22 protein-coding genes are annotated in these 23601 nt (G+C 71.4%); 18 read left to right on the top strand and 4 right to left on the bottom strand.

From position 1 onward, the window contains the following. Positions 1–34: 34 nt before the first annotated feature. The 7 genes from L3i22_RS47335 to L3i22_RS47305 all read left to right on the top strand — a co-directional run bounded on the left by L3i22_RS47335 (position 35) and on the right by L3i22_RS47305 (position 8569). On the top strand, positions 35–1570 hold the full coding sequence (locus L3i22_RS47335) for an amino acid permease (RefSeq protein ID WP_221323945.1): 1536 nt from the start codon (positions 35–37) through the stop codon (positions 1568–1570). Positions 1571–1582: 12 nt separating this feature from the next. Then, positions 1583–2929 carry a glutamine synthetase family protein gene (locus L3i22_RS47330; RefSeq protein ID WP_221323944.1) on the top strand — a complete coding sequence of 449 codons (1347 nt, stop codon included), beginning with the start codon at positions 1583–1585 and terminating at the stop codon, positions 2927–2929. Between the two features lie 16 nt (positions 2930–2945). After that, positions 2946–4307 (top strand): aldehyde dehydrogenase, encoded by a 1362-nt coding sequence (locus tag L3i22_RS47325; protein ID WP_221323943.1) that lies wholly within the window; start codon positions 2946–2948, stop codon positions 4305–4307. Further along, positions 4307–5074 (top strand): 3-oxoacyl-ACP reductase, encoded by a 768-nt coding sequence (locus L3i22_RS47320; protein WP_221330498.1) that lies wholly within the window; start codon positions 4307–4309, stop codon positions 5072–5074. Before L3i22_RS47325 ends, L3i22_RS47320 begins: the two co-directional genes overlap by 1 nt. A 177-nt stretch (positions 5075–5251) precedes the next feature. Further along, complete coding sequence (locus tag L3i22_RS47315; RefSeq protein WP_221323942.1) at positions 5252–5941, top strand: gamma-glutamyl-gamma-aminobutyrate hydrolase family protein; 690 nt, start codon at positions 5252–5254, stop codon at positions 5939–5941. A gap of 17 nt (positions 5942–5958) precedes the next feature. Next, positions 5959–6699, top strand: a complete 741-nt coding sequence (locus L3i22_RS47310) for a gamma-glutamyl-gamma-aminobutyrate hydrolase family protein (RefSeq protein ID WP_221323941.1) — start codon at positions 5959–5961, stop codon at positions 6697–6699. Between the two features lie 73 nt (positions 6700–6772). Continuing rightward, on the top strand, positions 6773–8569 hold the full coding sequence (locus L3i22_RS47305; RefSeq protein WP_221323940.1) for a SpoIIE family protein phosphatase: 1797 nt from the start codon (positions 6773–6775) through the stop codon (positions 8567–8569). Here the strand turns inward: L3i22_RS47305 and L3i22_RS47300 are convergent. Beyond that, a complete protein-coding gene (locus L3i22_RS47300; protein ID WP_221323939.1) occupies positions 8562–8870 on the bottom strand; it encodes an STAS domain-containing protein in 309 nt (102 codons plus the stop codon). The two genes, L3i22_RS47305 and L3i22_RS47300, sit on opposite strands and share 8 nt — an antisense overlap. An 80-nt stretch (positions 8871–8950) precedes the next feature. On the opposite strand from L3i22_RS47300, the gene map reads away from it, so the two are divergent. Further along, positions 8951–9808 (top strand): type I methionyl aminopeptidase, encoded by an 858-nt coding sequence (gene map, locus L3i22_RS47295; RefSeq protein WP_221323938.1) that lies wholly within the window; start codon positions 8951–8953, stop codon positions 9806–9808. A 139-nt stretch (positions 9809–9947) separates the two neighbouring features. Here the strand turns inward: map and L3i22_RS47290 are convergent, their stop codons facing one another. Genes L3i22_RS47290 through L3i22_RS47280 form a run of 3 tightly spaced genes read right to left on the bottom strand, consistent with a single transcriptional unit; the run spans position 9948 to position 11588 of the window. Further along, on the bottom strand, positions 9948–10655 hold the full coding sequence (locus tag L3i22_RS47290; RefSeq protein ID WP_221323937.1) for a nucleotidyltransferase domain-containing protein: 708 nt from the start codon (positions 10653–10655) through the stop codon (positions 9948–9950). Between the two features lie 17 nt (positions 10656–10672). Next, positions 10673–11101: a ferritin-like domain-containing protein gene (locus L3i22_RS47285; RefSeq protein WP_221323936.1), complete on the bottom strand. Its 429-nt coding sequence runs from the start codon at positions 11099–11101 to the stop codon at positions 10673–10675. A gap of 28 nt (positions 11102–11129) precedes the next feature. Continuing rightward, positions 11130–11588: a hypothetical protein gene (locus L3i22_RS47280; protein ID WP_255657688.1), complete on the bottom strand. Its 459-nt coding sequence runs from the start codon at positions 11586–11588 to the stop codon at positions 11130–11132. 196 nt (positions 11589–11784) lie between these two features. Between L3i22_RS47280 and rimP the strand changes: the two genes are divergently transcribed. The 10 genes from rimP to truB all read left to right on the top strand — a co-directional run bounded on the left by rimP (position 11785) and on the right by truB (position 23583). Beyond that, positions 11785–12417 (top strand): ribosome maturation factor RimP, encoded by a 633-nt coding sequence (gene rimP / locus L3i22_RS47275; RefSeq protein WP_221323934.1) that lies wholly within the window; start codon positions 11785–11787, stop codon positions 12415–12417. Further along, the gene (gene nusA, locus L3i22_RS47270) at positions 12414–13430 is read left to right on the top strand and encodes a transcription termination factor NusA (RefSeq protein ID WP_221323933.1); all 1017 of its coding nucleotides are present in this window, start codon (positions 12414–12416) and stop codon (positions 13428–13430) included. Before rimP ends, nusA begins: the two co-directional genes overlap by 4 nt. After that, a complete protein-coding gene (locus tag L3i22_RS47265; protein ID WP_221330497.1) occupies positions 13408–13794 on the top strand; it encodes a YlxR family protein in 387 nt (128 codons plus the stop codon). The genes nusA and L3i22_RS47265 overlap by 23 nt, the downstream gene beginning before the upstream one ends. A gap of 107 nt (positions 13795–13901) precedes the next feature. Continuing rightward, on the top strand, positions 13902–17048 hold the full coding sequence (gene infB, locus L3i22_RS47260; RefSeq protein ID WP_221330496.1) for a translation initiation factor IF-2: 3147 nt from the start codon (positions 13902–13904) through the stop codon (positions 17046–17048). Between the two features lie 86 nt (positions 17049–17134). Continuing rightward, complete coding sequence (locus tag L3i22_RS47255; protein ID WP_221323932.1) at positions 17135–18160, top strand: TRM11 family methyltransferase; 1026 nt, start codon at positions 17135–17137, stop codon at positions 18158–18160. Positions 18161–18194: 34 nt separating this feature from the next. Further along, a complete protein-coding gene (locus tag L3i22_RS47250) occupies positions 18195–18488 on the top strand; it encodes a DUF503 domain-containing protein (RefSeq protein ID WP_221323931.1) in 294 nt (97 codons plus the stop codon). Positions 18489–18566: 78 nt separating this feature from the next. Further along, entirely contained in the window at positions 18567–19034 is a 468-nt protein-coding gene (gene rbfA, locus L3i22_RS47245) for a 30S ribosome-binding factor RbfA (protein ID WP_221323930.1), read from the top strand. Further along, positions 19031–20050 (top strand): bifunctional oligoribonuclease/PAP phosphatase NrnA, encoded by a 1020-nt coding sequence (locus tag L3i22_RS47240; protein ID WP_221323929.1) that lies wholly within the window; start codon positions 19031–19033, stop codon positions 20048–20050. Before rbfA ends, L3i22_RS47240 begins: the two co-directional genes overlap by 4 nt. 456 nt (positions 20051–20506) lie before the next feature. After that, entirely contained in the window at positions 20507–21820 is a 1314-nt protein-coding gene (locus tag L3i22_RS47235; protein ID WP_221323928.1) for an MATE family efflux transporter, read from the top strand. Between the two features lie 884 nt (positions 21821–22704). Beyond that, a complete protein-coding gene (truB, locus tag L3i22_RS47230; RefSeq protein ID WP_221323927.1) occupies positions 22705–23583 on the top strand; it encodes a tRNA pseudouridine(55) synthase TruB in 879 nt (292 codons plus the stop codon). The last annotated feature ends 18 nt before the right edge of the window (positions 23584–23601 follow it).

The following is a 23601-nucleotide window of genomic DNA, read 5'->3' as shown; positions in this document are numbered from 1 at the left end:
CTCAGGTCACACCTTCGGCATAGGGAGCTCGCGCATGAGCACTGAACCAGCCGCCGTCACCAGCACTGACGAGGAACGTCTCGCTCAGCTCGGATACAAGCAGGAACTTCACCGCCGGTTGTCCGGCTTCTCCAACTTTGCCGTCTCCTTCTCGATCATCTCGATTCTGGCCGGTGCGATCACGTCCTACGTGATCGCGATGAACGCCGGTGGCCCGGCCGCGATCACGCTCGGCTGGCTCTTCGTCGGCATCATGGTCACCCTGGTGGCGCTGGCGATGGCCGAGGTCTGCTCGGCCTATCCGACGGCCGGTGCGCTCTACTGGTGGGCCGCGGCGCTGGCCAAGCAGAACAAGGCGGCCTGGGCCTGGTTCATCGGCTGGTTCAACTTCCTCGGCGAGGTCGCGGTCACCGCGGCGATCGACTTCGGGGCGGCGATCACCACCGCGGCGTTCCTGAGCCTGACCTTCGACATGGAGGTGACGCCCGGGCGGACCTTCCTGATCTTCCTGGTCATCATCATCGTGCACGGGCTGCTGAACACGTTCGGCGTGAACCTGGTGCGGCTGCTCTCCGACGTCAGCGCCTGGTGGCACCTGGTCGGGGTCGCGGTGATCGTGGTCGTGCTGGCCGTCATCCCGGACCAGCACAAGCCGATCTCCGAGGTGTTCTTCGAGGTCCGCAACACGACCGGGTTCGGGTTCGCCGGGGCGAGCGTCTACGCCGTCCTGATCGGACTGTTGATGGCGCAGTACACGTACACCGGCTACGACGCGTCCGCGCACGTGGCCGAGGAGACGCACGACGCGGCCAACGCGGCGCCCCGGGGCATCGTGCTCTCCGTGGTCGTCTCGGTGATCGCCGGCTTCGTGCTGCTGTTCGCGATCACCTGGTCGATCCAGGACTACGACGCCGAGGCGACCACCTCGCTCGGGTTGCCGCCGGCGCAGATCTTCATCGACGCGGTGGGCCACAACACCGGTACGTTCCTGCTGTTCATCTGCATGGTCGCGCAGTGGTTCTGCGGGATGGCGTCGGTGACCGCGAACTCCCGGATGTCGTACGCGTTCGCCCGGGACGGCGCGCTGCCCGGCTCCCGGCTGTGGAAGCAGGTCAACGCGCGCACCGGCACGCCGACCAACTCGATCTGGCTGTGCGTGACGATCTCGACGATCCTGGTGCTGCCGTCGCTCTGGAACACGACCGCGTACGCCGCGGCCACCTCCATCGCGGTGATCGGCCTGTACATCGCGTACGTCGGACCGGTTTTCCTCCGGCGCCGCAAGGCGGACTTCCAGGTCGGCCCGTGGAACCTCGGGAAGTGGAGCGCGCCGATCGGGTGGATCTCGATCGTCTGGGTAGTCATCATCTGCGTGCTGTTCGTGCTCCCGACGGCCGGCCCGATCACCGCGAAGAACTTCAACTACACCATCGTCGCGGTGGCGATCGTGGTCGGCGGCGCGACGATCTGGTGGTTCGCGAGCGCCCGCAAGTGGTTCACCGGCCCCCGGTCGAACCTGCTGGAGGCGGCCGCGCACGGCGAGCAGACCATGCCGACCACCAACGACTGATAGGACTGTTCCATGGATCTCGAGGACCTGGACGTAGCGGTCGGCAACGGCTCGATCGACACCGTGCTGCTGGCGCTGACCGACATGCAGGGCCGGTTGCAGGGCAAACGCCTGCACGGGCAGTACTTCATGAACGAGGTGGTCGGCGGCGGCAGTGAGGGCTGCAACTACCTGCTGGCGGTGGACGTCGACATGAACACCGTCGACGGCTACGCGATGTCCTCCTGGTCCACCGGTTACGGCGACTTCGTGATGCGGCCGGACTTCGGCTCGCTGCGCAAGGTGCCGTGGCAGCCGGGCACCGCGCTGGTGCTCGCCGACCTGTTCGACACCGCGGGGGCGCCGGTCACGGCGTCTCCGCGGCAGATCCTGCAGCGTCAGCTGGAGCGGCTGGCCGCGCACGGGCTGACCGCGTTCGCCGGTACGGAGTTGGAGTTCATCCTCTACAAGGACACGTATGAGGAAGCCTTTTCGTCGAACTACCGGGGGTTGATTCCGGCAAACCAGTACAATGTGGACTACTCGTTGCTGGGCACGGCTCGCGTGGAGCCGCTGCTGCGCAGAATCCGCAACGAGATGTACGGCGCGGGCCTGCTCCCGGAGAGCGCCAAGGGCGAGTGCAACTACGGCCAGCACGAGATCGCGTTCCGCTACGCCGACGCGCTCGCCGCCGCGGACAACCACGTCGTCTACAAGAACGGGGCGAAGGAGATCGCCGCGCAGGAGGGCATGGCGCTGACCTTCATGGCCAAGCCCAACGAGCGCGAGGGCAACTCCTGTCACATCCACTTCTCGCTGCGCGACGCGGAGAACAAGTCGGCCATGCTCGGCGACGGGCCGGCCCACCTCAGCGTGACCGGGCAGCGGGTGCTGGCCGGGCTGCTCGCCACGATGCGGGAGTTCAGCCTGCTGTTCGCGCCGAACATCAACTCGTACAAGCGGTACCAGCCGGGCTCGTTCGCGCCGACCGCGCTGCGCTGGGGGGTGGACAACCGGACCTGCGCGCTGCGGATCGCCGGGCACGGCGAGGGCATGCGGGTGGAGAACCGGGTGCCGGGCGGGGACGTGAACCCGTACCTGGCGATCGCCGCCCTGGTCGCGGGCGCGGTCCACGGCATCGAATCCGAATTGTCGCTCGAAGACGAGTTTGTCGGGAATGCTTACCTGGACCCCGACGCGGGGCGGGTGCCCGCGACGTTGCGCGAGGCGACCGGCCTCTGGGAGTCGTCGGAGCGGGCGACCGAGGCGTTCGGGGCGGATGTGGTCGCCCACTACGCGAACATGGGTCGGGTGGAGCTGGCCGCTTTCGACGCCGCGGTGACCGACTGGGAACTACGCCGTGGATTTGAGCGTCTCTGAGTGTGAGGATCTTGGCGTGGGGACTACTGACGTGATCAATCCGGCGACGGGGGCGGTCTTCACGACCGTACCGTCGCTGGATCTGACCGAGACCGACGCGGCGATCGAGCGTGCGAGCAAGGCTTTCGAGGGATGGCGGGCGGTCGCGCCCGGCGACCGGGCGCGGTTGCTCCGCCGCTTCGCGGCGGTCGTCGAGGAACACCTCGAAGAGCTGGCCCAATTGGAGGTACGGAACGCCGGCCACACCATCGGCAACGCGCGCTGGGAGGCCGGCAACGTCCGGGACGTGCTGAACTACTACGCCGGCGCCCCGGAGCGGCTCTCCGGCCGGCAGATCCCGGTGGCCGGCGGCGTGGACATCACGTTCCACGAGCCGCTCGGCGTGGTCGGGATCATCGTGCCGTGGAACTTCCCGATGCCGATCGCCGGCTGGGGGTTCGCCCCGGCGCTGGCGGCCGGCAACACGGTCGTCCTCAAGCCGGCCGAGCTCACTCCGCTGACCGCGATCCGGCTCGCCGAGCTGGCCCTCGAGGCCGGCCTGCCGGAGGGCGTCTTCCAGGTGCTGCCCGGCAAGGGTCGGGTGGTCGGGCAGCGGTTCGTCACCCATCCGGCGGTCCGCAAGGTCTGCTTCACCGGCTCCACCGAGGTGGGCAAGTCGATCATGGCGGGCTGTGCCGATCAGGTGAAGCGGGTGACGCTGGAGCTGGGCGGCAAGAGCGCCAACGTGATCTTCGCGGACGCGGATCTGGAGAAGGCCGCGGCCGCGGCGCCGGGGGCCGTCTTCGACAACGCGGGGCAGGACTGCTGTGCCCGGTCGCGGTTGCTGGTCGAGGCGTCGGTCTACGACAAGTTCCTCGGCCTGTTCGAGTCAGCCGTCAAGAAATTTCGGGTATTGGACCCTTCCAGTGATTTGTCCGAAATGGGTCCGCTGATCTCCGCCGGCCAGCGCGACACGGTGGCGTCCTATGTCGACGGCTCCGACGTGGCGTTCCGCGGGGACAAGCCGGCCGGCGAAGGCTGGTGGTTCCCGCCGACCGTGCTGCTCGCGTCGAGTGCCGGCGATCGGCACTGGCGCGAGGAGATCTTCGGCCCGGTCGTCTCCGTCCTCCCGTTCCGCGACGAGGCCGAGGCGATCCGCCTGGCCAACGACACCGAGTACGGCCTCTCCGGCTCGATCTGGACCCGGGACCTCGGCCGCGCGCTGCGGGCGGCCCGCGGGGTGGAGACCGGCGCCCTGAGCGTCAACAGCAATTCGTCGGTGCGGTACTGGACCCCGTTCGGCGGGATGAAGCAGTCCGGCCTCGGCCGCGAACTGGGTCCGGACGCGCTGCTGTCGTTCACCGATGTGAAAAACGTGTTCCTGGCTACGGGAGATTGATAGTGGAGCGTCTACAGGACCGGGTCGCCGTGATCACCGGCGCCGGCAGCGGTATCGGTCTGGCCACCGCCCGGCGGTTCGCCGCCGAGGGGGCTTTCGTCGTTTGTGTCGATATCTCCGCCGAAGCGGGCAAAGCCATCGCCGACGAGGTCGGCGGCGAGTTCGTGGCCTGCGACGTCAGCGACGAGGAGCAGGTCAAGGCCCTCTTCGACGGCGTCGTCGCGCGGCACGGAAAAGTCGACATCGCGTTCAACAACGCCGGCATCTCCCCGCCCGACGACGACTCGATCCTGGTCACCGGGATCGACGCCTGGGAGCGGGTGCTCCGGGTCAACACCACCAGCGTCTTCTTCTGCTGCAAGTACGCGATCCCGCACATGCAGCGGCAGGGCAAGGGCTCGATCATCAACACCGCGTCGTTCGTGGCCCTGCTCGGGGCGGCGACGTCGCAGATCGCCTACACCGCCAGCAAGGGCGGCGTGCTGGCGATGACCCGGGAGCTGGGCGTCCAGTTCGCCCGCGAGGGCATCCGGATCAACGCGCTCTGCCCCGGCCCGGTGGCCACCCCGCTGCTGCTGGAGCTGTTCGCGAAGGACCCGGAGCGGGCCGCCCGCCGCCTGGTGCACGTGCCGATGGGCCGGTTCGCCGAGCCGGACGAGATCGCCGCCGCGGTGGCGTTCCTGGCCAGCGACGACGCGTCGTTCATGACCGCGTCGCAGTTCGTCGTCGACGGCGGTATCACCGGTGCGTATGTAACGCCGCTGTAAACGTTTAGGCGGTCCCCGGGCCGGGCACGGCATCCTTGAACAGGGGTCGAATCCCTGCTCAGGCGGGCTCAGATCCCCGTCTGGGGTAGGACAGAAGGGCCCGTCGCGCGGCGCCGGATCGTCGGCGCCGCGCGCCTGTCCGGGGGAAACCTGTGGAGTGGTGACTACGGTGGTGCGATGCGTCCGATCATCGGGATAACGACGTACGTGTCGACCGCCTCCTGGGGCGTCTGGCGCGATCTTCCCACCACGCTGGTTCCGCACGACTACACCGCCGCGGTCACCCTGGCCGGTGGCCGGGCGGTGCTGCTGCCCCCGGACGACCTGGACGCCGACGTGCTGCGGGTGCTGGACGGCCTGCTGCTCGCCGGCGGGCCGGACCTCGCCCCGGAGCTGTACGGCGAGCGGCCGGGCCCGCACACGGTGACCCATCCGGAGCGGGACGCCGGCGAGCGCGCCCTGCTGGACGCCGCGCTGGAGCGGGATCTGCCGATTCTCGGCGTCTGCCGCGGCATGCAGTTGCTGGTGGCCGCGCACGGCGGCACCCTGCACCAGCATCTGCCGGACGTGCTGGGCCACGAGCGGCACCGGGTCGCCCCCGGGGTCTATCACGAGCACGAAGCCGTCTTCACCCCCGGCAGCCGGATCGCCGGGCTGATGGGTGACGACCTGACCATCAACTGCTTCCACCATCAGGGCGTCGCCGATCCGGGCAAGCTGACCGTCACCGGCCGGGCCGAGGACGGCCTGCCCGAAGCGGTCGAGGACCCGGCCCGGCGATTCCTGCTCGGCGTGCAGTGGCACCCCGAGGTGAGCCGGGACCGACGTCTCTTCGGCGCTCTGGTGGCGGCGGCCGCACGAAGCTGAAGGAGACACGCACCCTCATGCGCAGACCGCTGATCGGCCTCACCTCGTACGCCCAGTACGTGCACTTCGGCCGCAACGAGATGATGGCCGGGATGCTGCCGATGACCTACGTCAAGGCGGTGCACGAGAGCGGCGGCCGGGCGGTGCTGATCACCCCCGACGACCCCGGCACCGACGTGCTCGAATCGCTGGACGGCATCGTGTTCACCGGCGGCGGCGACGTCGACCCGGCGGGCTACGGCGCCGAGCCGCACCCGGAGACCGAGGTGGACGCGGTGCGCGACGCCTCGGAGCTGATGCTGATGCGCGCCGCGCTGGAGATGGACCTGCCGGTGCTCGGGGTGTGCCGGGGGCACCAGGTGATGGCGGTGGCCACCGGCGGCTCGCTGCACCAGCACCTGCCCGACCTGATCAAGCACGACCGGCACCGGGCGCACGCCGGCACCGACCCGCTGGCGGCGAGCGCCGGTGACTACGGCCGGCACGACGTGGTGATCGCCGAGGGCACCCGCGCGTACGAGCTGTTCGGCCGGCACACCACGGTGAACTCGTTCCACCACCAGGCGGTGGCGGACCCGGGCGAGTGCGTGGCGACCGGCTGGTGCCCGGACGACCGGGTGGTGGAGATCCTCGAGCACCCGGGGCGGACCTTCGCGCTGGGCGTGCAGTGGCATCCGGAGCGGATGGCGGATCTGCGGGTCTTCGCGGCCCTGACCCAGGCCGCCTCGATCGGCCGGCGGGTCGGCGCGGTTCTGTAGAAGCGCCGGCCCGGTGTTAACGTGCCACGGGCCGGATCATTCCCGGTCACCCGACCCCCACGGGAGGCTTCACATGGGCGCCCTGCCGGCCCGGCTGCGCATCGCTTTCGAGCGTGGCGGCGAGATGGGCCGGCGGATGGCCGATCGGGACTGGTCGGCCGCACCGGCCGGGGACCCGTCGACCTGGCCGCCGGAGCTGACCGGCGCGGTGATCACGATGCTGGCCTCGCGGACGCCGATCATGATCTTCTGGGGGCCGGCCCGCGTCCCGTTCCACAATGACGCCTGCCCGGCCGTGACCGGGCAGTTCGACGACCTGGTCCGGCGGGTGTTCGCGACCGACGACGGGCTGGTCGCCACCGACCGGCGGGTCGGCGAGGCGTACTTCACCGTTTCGTGTGACCCGATCCGGGCCGGGGACGGCTCGATCGGCGGCGTCCTGTGCATCCTCGCCGAGACCACCGGCCGGATCCTGATGGACGCCGCGGTCGCCTTGAACGTGGTGACCGGCACCGCCGAGGTGCTGGACGTGGCGGCCCGGCACGTGCAGGCGATGACGGCGGCCGGCCGGGTGGTGCTGACCGCGCCGGACGCGCGGGCCGAGCGGGACGGCGGCGCCGCGGCGGCGGCCGAGCCGGATCTGGTGCTGCCGCTGCCGGACACCGCCGGGACGGCGCTCGGCGAGCTGCGGGTCTGGTCCGGCGCGGGCGGGCCGGTCGAGCCGGTCGCGCTCACCCCGCTGGCCCGGCTGATCGGGCTGCGGCTGGCCGGCGCGCGCCGGTACGAGATCGAGCACCGGATCGCCCGGACCCTGCAGCACAGCCTGCTCCCGCAGTCCCTGCCGCGGGTCGCCGGCGCGGTGGTGGCCAGCCGGTACGTGGCCGGCAGCAGCGAGGCCCGGGTCGGTGGCGACTGGTACGACGTGATCGCCGCCCCCGGCGGCCGGTTGTACCTGGTCATCGGCGACGTGGTGGGCAAGGGCGTGGCCGCGGCGGCCACCATGGGCCAGCTGCGGAACGCGCTCCGGGCGTACGTCCTCGAAGGTTTTGATTGTGGTCCGGCCCTGAGCCGGCTCAACCGGTTGGTCGACACGATGGGCCGGCGGCAGTTCGCCACGGTCTTCTGCCTGCGCTTCGATCCGCACACCCGGGTGATGCGCTACTCCTCGGCCGGGCACCCGTCACCGATCCGGGTGACCCCCGGGGAACCGGGCACGTTCTTCTACCGGACCGCGCTCGGGCCGCCGATCGGCGCGCTCGGCGACGTGCCCTATCCGACCAGGGAGGTCCAGCTCGCCCCGGGTGACCGGCTGCTGCTCTACACCGACGGGCTGGTCGAGGATCGGCGCCAGGGCATCGACACCGGGCTGGCCGAGCTGACCGCGGACGTGGCCGAGCCCACCGAGCACGTCGAGGACCTGCTGGACATGCTGCTGGCGAAGGCCGGCCGCCAGGTACGACGGGACGACATCGCGATGATCGCGCTGGAAGTGACCGAGCCGCGGGAGTTCGTCATGCGGCTGCCGGCCGATCCGACCCGGCTCAGCGTGCTGCGCCAGCGGCTGGAGGATTTCCTGGCCGCGCACGGGGTGCCGGAGGCGGACGTGTTCGACCTGACCGTGGCGGTCTCCGAGGCGGCGGCGAACGCGATCGAGCACCCGATCGAGCCGGCCGAGCCGTGGATCACGGTGGAGGCGTCGACGCACCACGACGCGATCGTGGTGACCGTCCGGGACACCGGGCGGTGGCGGCCGGCCGGGGACGCCGGTTTCCGCGGTCGTGGGCTGGCGCTGATCGGCGCGCTGACCGAGCTGTCGGTGCACCGCTCCCCGGAGGGCACCGCGGTCACCCTGCGCAGGCCGCTTACCTGAGCCAGGGCTGGCCGCCCAGGCCGGAGATGTCGAGCACCCGCCGGACCCGGTCGGACGGGAACACCTCGAGCGTCCCGGGATACCGCTCGGCCAGCCGGATCAGCGTGTGGATCGCGGCCGAGTCGAAGAACGTGACCGCGCGCAGATCGATCGTCGCGCCGGTGATCCGCTCCGGGGTGGCGGCCTGGAAGAGGGCGGGGGCCGTGGACATGTCCACCTCGCCGGTGACCGTGACGGTGATCCGGTCGCCGGAGACCGCGCCGGTCGCCGAGAAAGTCGGGTACTGACCCTCTTGATCCACCAATACACGATTTCACAGCGGGTCAGGGGGCGGCAAGGACGGGTCCGGGCGACGCCACGCGCGGCGGATAGGCTGTGCTCATGACCGTACGTGCCCCTCTCGTGCCGGGTAAGCAGACCCCCTGGCGACCGGTCCCGGCAGGCATCGTCCGCCCTGAGTACGTCGGGAAGAAACGCCCGAAGGAGTGGCGCGGCTCGCACGTGCAGACGCCGGAGATCATCGAGAAGATGCGCGTCGCCGGGCGGATCGCCGCGCAGGCCACCCAGCTGGCCGGCGAGCACTGCAAGCCGGGCGTGACCACCGACGAGATCGACCGGGTGGTGCACGAGTTCATCCTGGACCACGGGGCCTATCCGTCCACCCTGGGCTACAAGGGCTTCCCGAAGTCCTGCTGCACCTCGCTGAACGAGGTGATCTGCCACGGCATCCCGGATTCCACGGTGCTCGAGGACGGCGACATCGTCAACGTCGACGTCACCGCGTTCCTGAACGGCGTGCACGGCGACACCGACGCGACGTTCCTGGTCGGCGACGTCAGCGAGGAGGCCCGGCTGCTGGTCGAGCGCACCCACGAGGCGATGATGCGGGGCATCCGCGCGGTCGCCCCGGGGCGGCCGATCAACGCGATCGGGCGGGTCATCGAGGCCTACGCGCGGCGTTTCGGCTACGGCGTGGTCCGCGACTTCACCGGCCACGGCATCGGCGAGACGTTCCACTCCGGCCTCTACGTGCCGCACTACGACAACCCGCGCCTGGACACCGTCATGGAGCCGGGGATGACCTTCACCATCGAGCCGATGATCACCCTGGGCACGCACGAGTACGAAGTCTGGCCGGACAACTGGACGGTCGTCACCAAGGACCGCCGCTGGACCGCCCAGTTCGAGCACACCCTGGTGGTCACCGACGACGGTTACGAGATCCTGACCCTGCCGTAAAACCCGGAAAACCGAGATTCGACGGTACGGACGTAGGCCGCCCCGACCGCCCCGGCCCACCCCCGTGGCTCCGAGCGCGAGGCCGCGGCCACTCCGGGCCGCCCGGCGGGCATCCGGGCGTGGCGGGCGGTCCCGGCAGTCAGTCGAGCAGAGCGCCGATCGTGCCGTCCACCGGGCGACCGCGGGCGGCCAGCTCGTCGGCCTGCTCCCGCAGGATCGTGCCGAGCTGCTCCATGTCCGCGGCGGCGACCCCGGTGCGCCGGACCGCGTCCGCCGCGTTGCGGAACCAGGTGCGGGTGAGGAAGCCGATGACCAGCGCGGCGTGCACCCGGGCCCGGGCGATCATCACCAGCGCGGCGTCCGTGTCGTGCCACCGGGCCAGCTGGATCGCCCGCTGCCGGGCCCCGTCCGCCAGCGCCCAGTTGTGCCGCGCCAGCCGGCTGAACTCGGCCGGCCGGGCCTCGCCGAGCAGGCTCTGATGCGCCTCGCGCTGCTCCTTGAAGCAGTCCTTCGGATCGTGCAGCGGGAACGTCGTCAGGTACCGGTCGGCGAGCAGCGGCCACTGCGGGGTCAGCTGCCGGGCCTGGCCCAGCGCCTCCTCGGCGGCCAGCACCGCCAGCTCGACCGGGACTCCCTGGACCTGCCGCAGCGCCGGCCGTGGCCCGGTCCGCGGGCGGAAGGTGATCACCACCAGGTTGACGTCGCTGCTGTCCGCGTCGTCGCCGTGCGCGAGCGAGCCGCGCACCCCGACGGCCTGCACCTCGGCCGGCCACCTGCGTTGGACGGCGTCGCCGAGCCGGACGGCGAGCGCACCGCGGGATGAGGTGGTGTCGATCTCGTCGATCACCGCCCCATTCTGGGACCTCAGGCGGTCGGCCGTCCGGGAAAGATCAGGGTCAATGGCGTGACCTGGGCGAGCTTGCGCCACTTCGTCGCACGAACTGCGGAGTCGGTCAAAGCCGACAGAGCGTCCACCCGCTGTGCGCTCTCGGTGACCGGGAGCACCACCCGCCAGGCCTGGGCCACCCCGTCCTCGATCTGGATCGCCAGCTTCAGCGCGGACGCCCGGTCGGTCACCGGGAACGGCAGCTCGTAGCCGGCCGGGGTGGGCGCGGTGCTCGCCCGCAGCGTGGCGAGCTGCTCCACCAGGTCGTCGCGGCGGGTCCGGTGCAGGTCCTCGGCGGCTCGGGCCTGGTCCTGCTCGGCGCCCTCGCGGAGGTGGACGCCGATCACGCCGTACGCCCAGATGGCCGCCTCCTCGGCGGCGAGCGCCCCGGCCAGTTGCTCTTTCACGTTCGAGAAACTAGCGCAGGACGACGATCTAGCGCAGCGCCTCGGCGTGGGTGGCCCGAGCGGCGGCGATCGATCCGACCAGGGCGGCCCGCGCGGCCGGCGCGATCTTGCAGGCGGCGACCGCGGTCTTCTGCCCGGCCAGCTCGGCCTTGCGCAGCCCGGCCACGGTGTCCGCACCGGCCGGGGCGGACGGGGCGCCCGCGCTGGGCAGTGTCGTGCCGATCACTTTCGCGAGCTCGGCGGCGTGCGCCCGGTGCGCCTGGCTCAGCGGGGTGAGCCGGGCGCTCAGCGTCTGGTCGGCGAGGATCACCCGGTCGTACGCCGAGGCCAGGGCCAGCGCCTCGGCCAGCAGCGGGGCCAGCGCGTCCGGCTCCTTGGGCGGCTCGGGATCGTCGCCGAACAGGCCGCAACCGCTCAGGGTGACCAGGCCGGCCAGCGCGCCGCCCGCGCCCAGCACCCGGCGGCGGGTGTGTCCCGAATCGCTCATCCGCACCGCGCCAGTCAACACCATCCCCTTCCCGGATGAAGTGCCGGGCCGCTGACCTGCGGACGGGGTGGTTTCGGTGCGGTGGCGCTCCGCCCGGCAGGTCGGCACGTTACGCTCTGCGTCAGCCGCGGGGCCACGGACTGCCCGGCGGCATATAGTCGTTGCAGCGTAAAAAACGAGGGAGAGGTCGAGCCCGATGACGCAGCGTGGTCGCGCCGGGGCCCGGCCCGGTGGTCGCCCGAACGGCCGGCGGAACCAGCCGGACCCCCGGAGCACCCCCATTGTCCCGCGGGTCGACCTGACCGCCGCCCGCGCCCGGTTGCGCGAGGTGGTCGAGCCGGTGGTCACCAAGGCCGGCTACGACCTGGAGGACCTGACCCTGACCCGGGCCGGCCGCCGGTTCGTGGTCCGGGTGATGATCGACGCCGACAACGGGATCGGGCTGGACGACGTGGCAGTCGTCTCCCGGGAGATCTCCGAGGCCCTGGATAACGCCGACGAGCAGGGCGGCGAGGTCCTGGCGGGGGAGTATCAGCTGGAGGTCGGCTCCCCAGGGGTCGACCGGCCGCTGACCCAGCCGCGCCACTGGCGCCGCAACATCGGCCGCCTGGTCGCGGTCGGCGGGGTGACCGGCCGGGTGCTGGCCACCGACGACGACGGCGTCACGCTGGACGTGGACGGCGCCGAGCGCCGCGTGGCCTGGGCCGACCTCGGCTCGGGCAAGGTCCAGATCGAATTCAAACGTATGGACGACGCCGATTTCGGCGACGACGACGAAGCCGGTGACGACGAAGCCGGCGACGATGACGAAGGGGAGGGCGAGGAGTGAACATCGACCTCGCGGCGCTGCGCGCCCTGGAGCGCGAGCGGGAGATCCCGTTCGAGACGATTATCTCGGCCATCGAGACCGCGTTGCTGACGGCTTATCGGCACACCGACGGTGCGGAAGGTCACGCCCGGGTGGAGATCGACCGCAAGTCGGGCGTCGCCTCGGTGCTGGCACAGGAGCTGGACTCGGACGGCACGGTCGTCCGGGAGTGGGACGACACCCCGCACGACTTCGGCCGGATCGCCGCGATGACCGCCAAACAGGTCATCCTGCAGCGGCTCCGGGAAGCCACCGACGAGCAGCACTTCGGGGAGTACGCGGGGCGCGACGGTGACCTGATCACCGGCGTGGTGCAGGCCGACGCCGCGCGTGCCGAGAAGGGCATCGTGATCGTCGACCTGGGCAAGCTGGAGGCGATCCTGCCCCAGTCCGAGCAGGTCCCCGGCGAGTCCTACGAGCACGGCTCCCGGCTGCGCTGCATCGTGGTGCACGTGGCCAAGGGCTTCCGCGGCCCGCAGATCACCCTGTCCCGCTCGCACCCGGCGCTGGTGAAGAAGCTGTTCGCGCTCGAGGTGCCGGAGATCGCCGACGGGACCGTGGAGATCGCGGCCATCGCACGTGAGTCCGGTCACCGTACGAAGATCGCGGTCAAGTCCACCGTGCAGGGCGTGAACGCCAAGGGCGCCTGCATCGGCCCGATGGGCCAGCGGGTCCGCGCGGTGATGAGCGAGCTGCACGGTGAGAAGATCGACATCATCGACTGGTCGGACGACCCGGCCCAGTTCGTCGGGAACGCGCTGTCCCCGGCCAAGGCGCTGCGCGTCGAGGTGGTGGACGCGGCGAGCCGGACGGCCAGGGTCACGGTGCCCGATTTCCAGCTGTCGCTGGCCATCGGCCGGGAGGGTCAGAACGCCCGGCTGGCGGCCCGGCTCACCGGCTGGCGGATCGACATCCGTCCGGACAACGAACCCGTTCAAGTCGCGGACCGTGATGCGGCCGAGGCGGGGAACTGACCGGATACGCGGTCGCCGCGATCGAGGGGTAGACTTGCCTTCGGTCGGCCCGACGCGAACCTGCGTCGGCTGCCGCAAACGCGCGCCGGCCGCTTCATTGCTGCGGTTCGTCGCGGTCGGATCCGGGGGAGACCTCCGGCTTTCGCCCGATCCAAACCGCCGACTGCCGGGCCGGGGGGCTCACCTGCACCCCGAACCGGCCTGCTTCGAGCAGGCGGAGCGACGCCGCGCCTTCGGGCGCGCGCTGCGTCTCACCGGTGTTGCTGACGCCGGACTGCTTGCCGAGCACATCCGTACGGTCTCCGTGCCGTGCGGAACCACCGATGATGTGGCGTCTTCGCCCCGTCACGACCCAGCAAGGTAGGACGACCCAGATGAGCACTCGATGAAGTCCCTGAAATGACCAGGCTTCTAGTGCACGAGTGAGGTCGGTGCGGGCACTGCTCGCACGACCTCGAGATGAGGAGTGCAGTGCCAGGCAAGGCCCGCGTTCACGAGCTCGCCAAAGAGCTCGGGGTCGACAGCAAGACCGTGCTCGCCACATTGAAAGACATGGGCGAGTTCGTCAAGTCCGCATCCAGCACCGTCGAGGCCCCGGTGGCTCGACGGCTCCGTGGCGCCCTCGAGGCAGGCGGCAGCGTTCCGGCGGCTCCGTCCGCTCCGTCCGCCGCCGGCTCCGCCCCGTCAAGCGGTGCCCCTACTCCGTCCGGCTCGCCGCGTCCCGGCCCGCCGTCGGTCCGTCCGCAGCCTCCGCGCCGTCCCGGGCCCACGCCCGGCCCCGGCCCGTCGGCTGCTCCGACTTCGCCGGCTCCGTCGGCCGGCGGCCCCGCCGCCCGGCCGAACGCTCCGGTGCCCGGTCGTCCGGGCCCGCGGCCCGGCCCGATCGCCAAGCCGGCCAGCGCGCACGACATCGAGGTGGCGGCCGCTGAGGCGCGCGCCTCGGCGCTGAAGGCCGAGCAGGAGGCCGCTGTCAAGGCGGCCCAGGCCGCGTCGGCCGCCCGTACCCGGGATGCCGAGCGTCGCCCGAGCCCGCAGCACCAGCAGCAGGCTCCGACCGACGGTGGCCAGCGTGGCTCCGGTCCCCGTCCCGGTCCCGGCGGAATCCCGCCGCGTCCGGGTTCCCCGGCGGCCCGTCCCGGTGGCAACCAGGGTGGTCCGGGTCAGGGCGGTCCCCGTCCGGGTCCGGCCGGTGGCGCTCCGCGCCCGCCGGCGCGTGGTCCGGGTAACAACCCGTTCGGTGTCTCCGGCAACGCCGGTGGCCAGCGTCCTTCGCCGGCTTCGATGCCGCGTCCCAACCAGCCCGGCATGCCGCCGCGGCCGAGCCCGGCGTCCATGCCGCCGCGGCCCAGCCCGGCCTCGATGCCGTCGCAGCGTCCCGCCGGTCCCGGTGGGGGTCGTGGCGGTCCGGGTGGCGGCGCTGGTCGTCCCGGTGGTCCCGGCGCGGGCCGTGGCGGTCCCGGCGGCGGTGCCGGTGGCGGCTTCCGTCCCGGTGGCGGCGGCGGTGGCGGCGCTGGTGGCGGCTTCCGTCCCGGCGGCGGTGGCGGTGCCGGTGGCGGCTTCCGTCCCGGTGGCGGCGGCGGTGGCGGTTTCCGGCCCGGTGGCGGTGGCCCCGGTGCTGGTGGCGGCGGTCCCGTCGGCGGTGCTCCGGGTCGTCCCGGTGGCGCCGGTGGCCGTGGTCGCGGTGGTGGCGCGGCGGGTGCCTTCGGGCGTCCCGGCGGTCGGCCGACCCGTGGCCGGAAGTCGAAGAAGCAGCGTCGTCAAGAGTTCGACAACCTGTCGGCTCCGCAGATGAGCTCGGGTGCTCCGCGCGGTCAGGGTCAGGAGATCCGGCTGTCGCGTGGCGCCTCGCTGTCCGACTTCGCCGACAAGATCAACGCGAACCCGGGCTCGCTCGTCCAGGAGATGTTCAACCTGGGTGAGATGGTCACGGCGACGCAGTCGGTCTCCGACGACACGCTGCTGCTGCTCGGTGAGCACCTCGGCTTCGACGTCAAGATCGTCAGCCCCGAGGACGAGGACCGTGAGCTGCTCGCGCAGTTCAACATCAACCTCGACGCCGAGGTGGCGGAGGACCGTCTGGTCACCCGTCCCCCGGTCGTCACGGTGATGGGTCACGTCGACCACGGTAAGACGAAGCTGCTCGACGCGATCCGCAAGACCAACGTGGTCGCCGGCGAGGCGGGTGGCATCACCCAGCACATCGGCGCCTACCAGGTCGTCGTCCCGCACCAGGGCGAAGACCGCGCGATCACCTTCATCGACACCCCGGGTCACGAGGCGTTCACCGCCATGCGTGCTCGTGGTGCCCAGGTGACCGACATCGTCATCCTCGTGGTGGCGGCGGACGACGGCGTGATGCCGCAGACGGTCGAGGCGTTGAACCACGCCAAGGCCGCCGAGGTGCCGATCGTGGTCGCGGTGAACAAGGTCGACAAGCCGGACGCCAACCCGGACAAGGTCCGGCAGCAGCTGACCGACTACGGCCTGCTCGCCGAGGAGTACGGCGGCGACACGATGTTCGTCAACGTCGCGGCCAAGCCCGGCATCGGCATCGACGAGCTGCTCGAGGCGATCCTGCTGACGGCGGACGCGTCGCTGGAGCTGACCGCCCCGATCGACGGCCCCGCTCAGGGTGTCGCGGTCGAGGCGCACCTGGACAAGGGCCGCGGTGCTGTCGCGACCGTCCTGGTGCAGAAGGGCACGCTCCGGGCCGGCGACTCGATCGTGGCGGGTGGCGCGCACGGTCGCGTCCGGGCCATGCTCGACGAGAACGGTCAGCAGGTCGCCGAGGCGGGTCCGGCACGTCCGGTCCTGGTCCTGGGTCTGACGTCGGTGCCCAGCGCCGGCGACACGTTCCTGGCGGCCGAGGACGACCGCACGGTGCGCCAGATCGCCGAGCAGCGGCAGGCTCGCCGTCGTGCGGCCTCGTTCGCCAACTCGGGTGCGAAGGCCACGCTCGAGACGCTCATGGCCCAGCTGAAGGAGGGCGAGAAGACCTCGCTCACGCTGGTCATCAAGGGCGACAGCTCGGGTTCGGTCGAGGCGCTCGAAGACGCGCTGTTCAAGATCGAGATCCCGGACGAGATTCAGCTCAAGGTCATCCACCGCGGTGTCGGTGCGATCACCGAGAGCGACGTCAACCTGGCGTCGGCCTCGTCCGAGCAGACCGCGACGATCATCGGCTTCAATGTCCGGGCCTCCAACAAGGTCAAGGAGATGGCCGACCGCGCCGGCGTGGAGATCCGCTACTACAGCGTGATCTACCAGGCCATCGAGGAGATCGAGGCGGCGCTCAAGGGCCTGCTCAAGCCGGAGTACGAAGAGGTCGAGCTGGGCACGGCGGAGATCCGCGAGGTCTTCCGCTCGTCCAAGATCGGTCTGATCGCCGGCTGTCTGGTCCGGTCGGGTCTCCTCCGCCGCAACGCCAAGGCGCGAATCCTGCGCGAGGGCACCGTGGTGGCGGAGAACGTCACGATCAGCTCGCTCAAGCGGTTCAAGGACGACGCGACCGAGGTCCGCGAGGGCTTCGAGTGTGGTCTGACGCTCCAGGGCTTCGGCACGCCGCAGATCGGCGACGTGATCGAGACCTACGAGATGCGCGAGAAGCCGCGGGCCTGATCCCCGGCTTTCGGCGGCCCCCGGCGGATTTCCGTCGGGGGCCGCCCCTTTTCCAGGGGCCGGGCGCCTGCTGGGAGGATGGACGGATGTCCCGCTACGCCATGCTGCTCGCCCCGTCCGCCAATCGCGTCTACGCCGACCAGGCGTCCCGCATCTCCCGGGCGGAGCTGGCCTCGTTCGCCACCGTGCTCTCCAGTGAGCTGACGGAGATCGAGGTCGCCGAGATCGGCGGGGTGGAGTACGTGACGTTCACCGCCGAGCTGACCCCCCGGGACATCGCGTTCGTCTCCAACCTCTCCTCGGCGTACGCGCTCTTCGAGCTGGTCGAGGGGGATCTGCTGCGCCCGCTCGCGCTCAACCCGCTGGCCTGCTACGACAGCGACCTGATCACCATCCCGAAGTACGCCGGCAAGACCAACGAGCAGTTCACCAAGCTGGTGCTGAACCTGACCCTGCTCGCCTCCGCCTCCGCCGACCGGATGCTGGACGGCCACCTCACCGTGCTCGACCCGCTGTGCGGCCGGGGGACCACCCTCAACCAGGCCCTGATGTACGGCTACGACGCGATCGGCGTGGAGATCGACGGCAAGGACGTCGAGGCGTACAAGCTGTTCCTGCAGACCTGGCTCAAGCGCAAGCGGCTCAAGCACACCGCCGACCTGGTCCCGATGCGCCGCCAGGGCCGCAAGGCCGCGCGCCGCCTCGAGGTGACCATGGCGGCCAGCAAGGACGACCACAAGGCCGGCGCGGTGCAGAAGCTGACCGTGCTGCACGCCGACACCACCGCGCTGGACGGGCTGATCCGCGGCAACATCGCCGACGTGCTGGTCGCCGACCTGCCGTACGGGGTGGCGCACGGCTCCTACGACGACGCCGGCGGCATCTCCCGGCGCCCGCTGGACCTGCTGGAGCGGGCCATGCCGGAGTGGCTGCCGCTGCTGCGCCCGGGCGGCGCGATCGGCCTGTCCTGGAACACCAAGGTCGCCCGGCGCGAGCTGGCCGAGGACATCCTGTTCGCCGCCGGTCTGGAGCTGGTCGACCACGGCTACTTCGAGCACCGCGTGGACCAGGGCATCGAGCGCGATGTCATCGTCGCCCGGAAAAGGGGCTGACCAGGGCGGTAAGGCGGCGTAATCTTTCCCGCTGATGTATACCGAGACCGCAGTTTTCGACCTGCTCCTGCCCGGTGACGCCCAATCGCTGAAGCAGAAGCGCTCGTATGTCCGCCCGATCATCGCGATGCTGAAGAAGTTCGAGGTGAGCGCGGCCGAGGTGGGTTTCCACGACCTGCACGGCCGGGCACAGATCGGGGTGGCCGTCGTCGCCCCCGACCCGGCTCAGGCCCGCGCGGTGATCGACACGTGCGAGCACCAGATGGCCGGCCGCCCGGAAATCGAGTTGTTGTCGGTCAAGCGCCGCCTTTACGGCGACGACGACTGAAATCCGGGGTAGGTAGGCTTCAGCAGTTAAGGGCGGGGCAGGTTTGACCCGCGGGTTACACAGTCGGAGGTGGGCGAGATGTCGGATCCGGCCAAGACGCGACGGCACGCGGAGCGTGTTCGTGAGCTGGTGGCCTCGCTGGTGCGGGAGATCAAGGATCCCCGCCTCGGCATGGTGACGGTCACGGACGCCCGGATCACCGGTGACCTCCGTGAGGCGACCGTGTTCTACACCGTGCTGGGCGATGCGACCGAGCAGGCCTCGACGGCCGCGGCGCTGGAGAGCGCGAAGGGCATGCTGCGCACCCGGGTAGGCCATGCACTGGGGCTGCGGCACTCGCCGAGCCTGGCGTTCAAGGCGGACAACGTGCTGGACAACGTCAAGGAGATCGACGACCTGCTGGCGGCCGCGCGGCACCGGGACGAAGAGGTCCACCGGCTCGCGGCCGGCAAGGAATATGCCGGCGACCCGGACCCGTACAAGGCCGAGGAGCCGGAGGACGAGGACGAGGCCGAGCGGGTCGGTGCCCGCGAGGACCTCGGGTGACGAGTGCCCCGACCGAGCCCGCCGCCGAGCAGTGGGACGCCGCCGTCGCGGCGGTCCGCGCGCTCGGCGGCGACGCCGAGATCCAGCTGATCTGCCACGTCAGCCCGGACGGGGACGCGCTCGGCAGCATGCTCGGGTTCGGCCTGGGGCTGCGGCGACTGGGGTTCACCGGGGTCCGGGCGACGTTTCCGGGCGAGTTCCGCGTGCCGACGCCGTACACCGAGCTCCCGGGTGTTGATCTGCTGGTGCCGGAACCGGACGCCTACCTCGACCCGGCGCTGGTCCTGGTCTTCGACGTGGCCGCCGAGTCGCGCCTGGGCGGCCTCGTCGGCCGGGTCGCGGCCGCACCGGTCAGCGTGGTGCTCGACCACCACGCGTCGAACACCGGCTTCGGCACGATCCGTCTGGTGGATCCGCACGCCGCGGCCACCTCGGTGCTCGCCGAGCAGCTGATCACCCGGCTCGGGGTGCCGCTGGACGCGGAGATCGCCGAGTGCTTCTACGTGGCGCTGGCCACCGACACCGGGTCGTTCAAGTTCAACTCGACCACGGTGGCGGTGCACGAGCTGGCCGGCCGGCTGATCGCGACCGGGCTGCGGCCCGGGGACATCTCCCGCCGGATCTTCGACAGCCGCCCGTTCGGGGCGATGAAGCTGACCGGCGAGGTGCTCGGCCGGGCGGTGCTGGAGCCGGCCGCGGCCGGTGGGCGCGGCCTGGTCTGGACCTACGCCACGCTGGCCGACCTGGACCGGCACGAGCAGCCGCCGTACGTGCTGGACACGCTGATCGACCCGGTCCGCTCGGTCGCCGAGGCGGACGTCACGCTGCTGGTGAAGCAGGTGGCCGAGCGGGAGTGGGCGGTGTCCCTGCGGAGCAAGGGCGCGGTCGACGTGAGCCGCCTGGCCATCTCGCAGGGTGGCGGAGGTCACCGCCTGGCGGCCGGTTTCACCGGATTTGGGGAGCCGACCGACGTGGTGGACACCGTGCGTCGGCTACTTGACGATTACCTGAATTGACGCTGTTTCAACAGCTCATAGGGGGTCGCCCGAAAGGGCGGCCCCCTTCTTTTCTTCCCGGATCGCGGGAACCGTCCGTGCGATGGGTTGATTGAACGTTAGTTTGGTTCCTGAACGGTGATTTGGTTTTGCGCGGCTGACACCTTCCGCCTTCCGCGAGACCGCGAGCCGCCCGAGGTCACCGCCTCGGGTCGCGTCACCCCGCCATGCGTCCGGCGATCCCGGACCGGCCTCTGTGACGCCCGCTCGACCGATTCGGGGCGCTCCGCAGGCGTGAGCGCCCACACCACACCGTGGAAGGAACCTCAGATGGCTGCCAAGCCGAAGCCCCAGCCCACCGAAGACGCCCGTGAGCAGGCCCGCCGCGCGCTGCAGACCTCGCTGGACACGCGTCAGTAGGGTAAGGCCCCAGACCCTCTTGTGACCCTTACGACTGGGCGGGCATCATGGGACACCATGAGCCCGTCTGCCCAGTCGTCCGCTGGTTCCCGTCAGATCGCCAAGCTCGCCCTGCCCGCGCTCGTGGTGCTCGCCGCCGAGCCGCTGTACGTGCTGGTGGACACCGCCGTCGTCGGCCATCTCGGGCCGGTCCCACTCGCCGCCGTCGCGGTCGGGGGCACGGTGATGTCGGTCGCCGTGTGGTTCGGCACCCTGATGGCGTACGGGACGACCGGCCGCGCCGCCCGCCGGTTCGGCGCGGGTGACCGCCCGGCCGCCGTCGCCGAGGGCGTCCAGGCATCCTGGCTGGCGCTCGGCATGGGCCTGCTGCTGGTCCTGCTCGGCACGATCTTCGCCGGTCCGGTCGCGCACGCGCTGGCCGGTGCCCCGGCGACCGCCGACGCCGCCGCCGGCTGGCTGCGGATCGCCGTCCTCGGCGTCCCCGGCCTGATGCTCGCCGCCGCCGGGAACGGCTGGATGCGCGGCGTGCAGGACACCCGCCGGCCGCTGTTCATCGTGCTCGGCGCCAACGTGCTCTCGGCGATCCTCTGCCCGGTGCTGGTCTACCCGCTCGGGCTGGGCCTGACCGGGTCCGCGATCGCCAACGTGACCGCGCAGTCGGTCGGCGGCGGCCTGTTCCTGTGGGCGCTGATCCGCGAGACCCGGCAGCTGCGCCCGGTGCCGTCGGTGATCGCCCGGCAGGTGGTGCTCGGCCGGGACCTGCTGGTCCGGGGCGCCGCGTTCCAGATCTGCTTCCTCTCCGCGACCGCGGTCGCGTCCCGTTTCGGGGTGGCCGCGGTCGGTGCCCACCAGATCGCGCTGCAGCTCTGGTTCTTCGCCGCGCTCGTCCTGGACGCGGTGGCGATCGCCGCCCAGTCCCTGGTCGGGGCGGCCCTCGGCGCCGGCGACGTGGACCAGGCCCGGGACGTGGCCCGGCGGGTCACCATCGCCGGCGGGGTGGCCGCGGTCGTCTTCGCCGGCCTGGTCGCGGCCGGCGCGTCGGTGATCCCCGGCTGGTTCACCGGTGATCCGTCGGTGCGGGACCAGACCGCGGTGATCTGGCCGTGGTTCGTCGGGCTGCTCCCGTTCGCCGGGGTGGTCTACGCCCTGGACGGGGTGCTGATCGGCGCCGGCGACGTCGCCTACCTGCGGACCACGACGGTGGCCGGGGCGCTGCTCGGCTTCCTGCCGATGATCTGGCTGGCCTACGCGCTGGACCTCGGCCTCGGCGGGGTCTGGGCCGGCCTGGCCCTGTTCGTCCTGGTCCGGCTGGTCGCCACGGTGGCCCGCTGGCGCTCCCCACGCTGGACCGTCATCGGCGCCACCCGCTGACCCAACCCGGCGCCTCACGCGACGCTGCGCACCCCGGCGCCTCACGCACGCTGCGCACCCCGGCGCCCCGCGCGACGCTGCGCACCTCACGCGCCCGCACCTCACGCGCCCGCACCTCACGCGCCCGCACCTCACGCGCCCGCACCTCACGTGCCCCGGGCACCTCACGCGCCCCGCACCTCACGTGCCCCGGGCGCCTCGCGCCGCTGCGCACCTCACGCGCCCTGGCACGTCACGCGTTCTGCGCACCCCGCGCACGTCGGCATCGCACCTCGGGCCCAGCGCTCGCGCATGCTGTACACCCCGCGCACCGTGCACACGCCGCACGTCCCGGGCCTACCGCGCACCCCGCGCACCCCGCACCCCGCGGCTCGCCGCCGGCACAGCGCACCCCGCGACTCGCCGCACAGGCCTCGCGGCTCGCGGCCTCGCGGCTCGCGGCCTCGCGGCTCGCGGCCTCGCGGCTCGCGGCCTCGCGGCTCGCGGCCTCGCGGCTCGCGGCTCGCGGCCTCGCGGCTCGCGGCCTCGCGGGTCGGGCCCGTCGTGTCGCAGGCAGGGGCCCGCCCACCGGGGGTTCCCCCGCCCTCGAAATCACGCTATCGAAGCCGGCCTTGATCATGTAGACGGCCTGTGGACAACCCTCTGGTGTGGATAACCCGATGGGCCGGCATTCACGGGTTTAGGGTTTTGTAAGCGCGCCCACCCACGGACGTCGCCCTTGCGGGTCTCGTGTTCTGGGCGCCCCGCGCCCTTGCGAGGCCCGGAAGGGTCCCCGCGGGAGCGACGATCAGTTATTGGCCGCAGCCGAGGAAAGAAAAGAATTTGATCTTGAAGGGGGCAAGCCCGCGGCGAAGATGAACCACCCGGAGTCATAGGGTGAGCCGGTGGATGGCTTGATTGTGGTGGACAAAGGCCCGGGGATGACGTCGCACGACGTCGTCGCGCGGATTCGGCGGCTGGCGAAGACGCGGCGGGTCGGCCATGGGGGCACGCTGGACCCGATGGCGACCGGAGTGCTGATCATCGGGGTGAATCGGGCGACCCGCCTGCTCACCTACGTGATCGGCTCCGGGAAGAGCTATGCCGCCACGATCCGGCTCGGTCAGTCGACGATCACCGACGACGCCGAGGGGGACGTGACCGCGACCGCGTCCACCGCCGCGGTGACCGACGAGGCGATCCGGGCGGGTCTGGCCGTGCAGGTCGGTGCGATCGATCAGGTGCCCAGCGCGGTCAGCGCCATCAAGATCAACGGGCAGCGGGCCTACAAGCTGGTCCGGGACGGCGAGACCGTGGAGATCCCGGCGCGCCGGGTCACCGTGCACAAGATCGACGTGCGGGACATCCGGCGGCCGGACGGGGACGTGATCGACGTCGACGTGGACGTCGACTGCTCCTCCGGCACCTACATCCGGGCCATCGCGCGGGACCTGGGCGCGTCCCTCGCGGTCGGCGGCCATTTGACCGCACTGCGACGCACCGCCGTCGGCCCGATGACCCTCGACACCGCGCTCACCCTGGAGCAACTCGAGGAGCGCGCCCCCGACGTCGTCACCCTCCCGATGGCCGAGGCGGCCCGGCGCGCGTTCCCGCAGCGGATCGCGACCGAGGAGGAGACCCGGATCCTGCGGCACGGTGGCCCGCTCGACACCGTCGGCATCGACGGGCCGTACGCGGTGTTCGACCCGGCCGGCGACGTGCTGGCGATCGTCAGCGAGCGGGACGGGCGGGCCCGCGCCGAAATCGTGCTCTCGCCCGCCTGAGGATCGCCCGCGGCGGGC

It is taken from the genome of Actinoplanes sp. L3-i22, assembly GCF_019704555.1.
Lineage (GTDB): Bacteria > Actinomycetota > Actinomycetes > Mycobacteriales > Micromonosporaceae > Actinoplanes.
The sequence above is the reverse complement of the archived record's forward strand: the minus strand, read 5'-3'. Positions and strand labels throughout refer to the sequence as shown.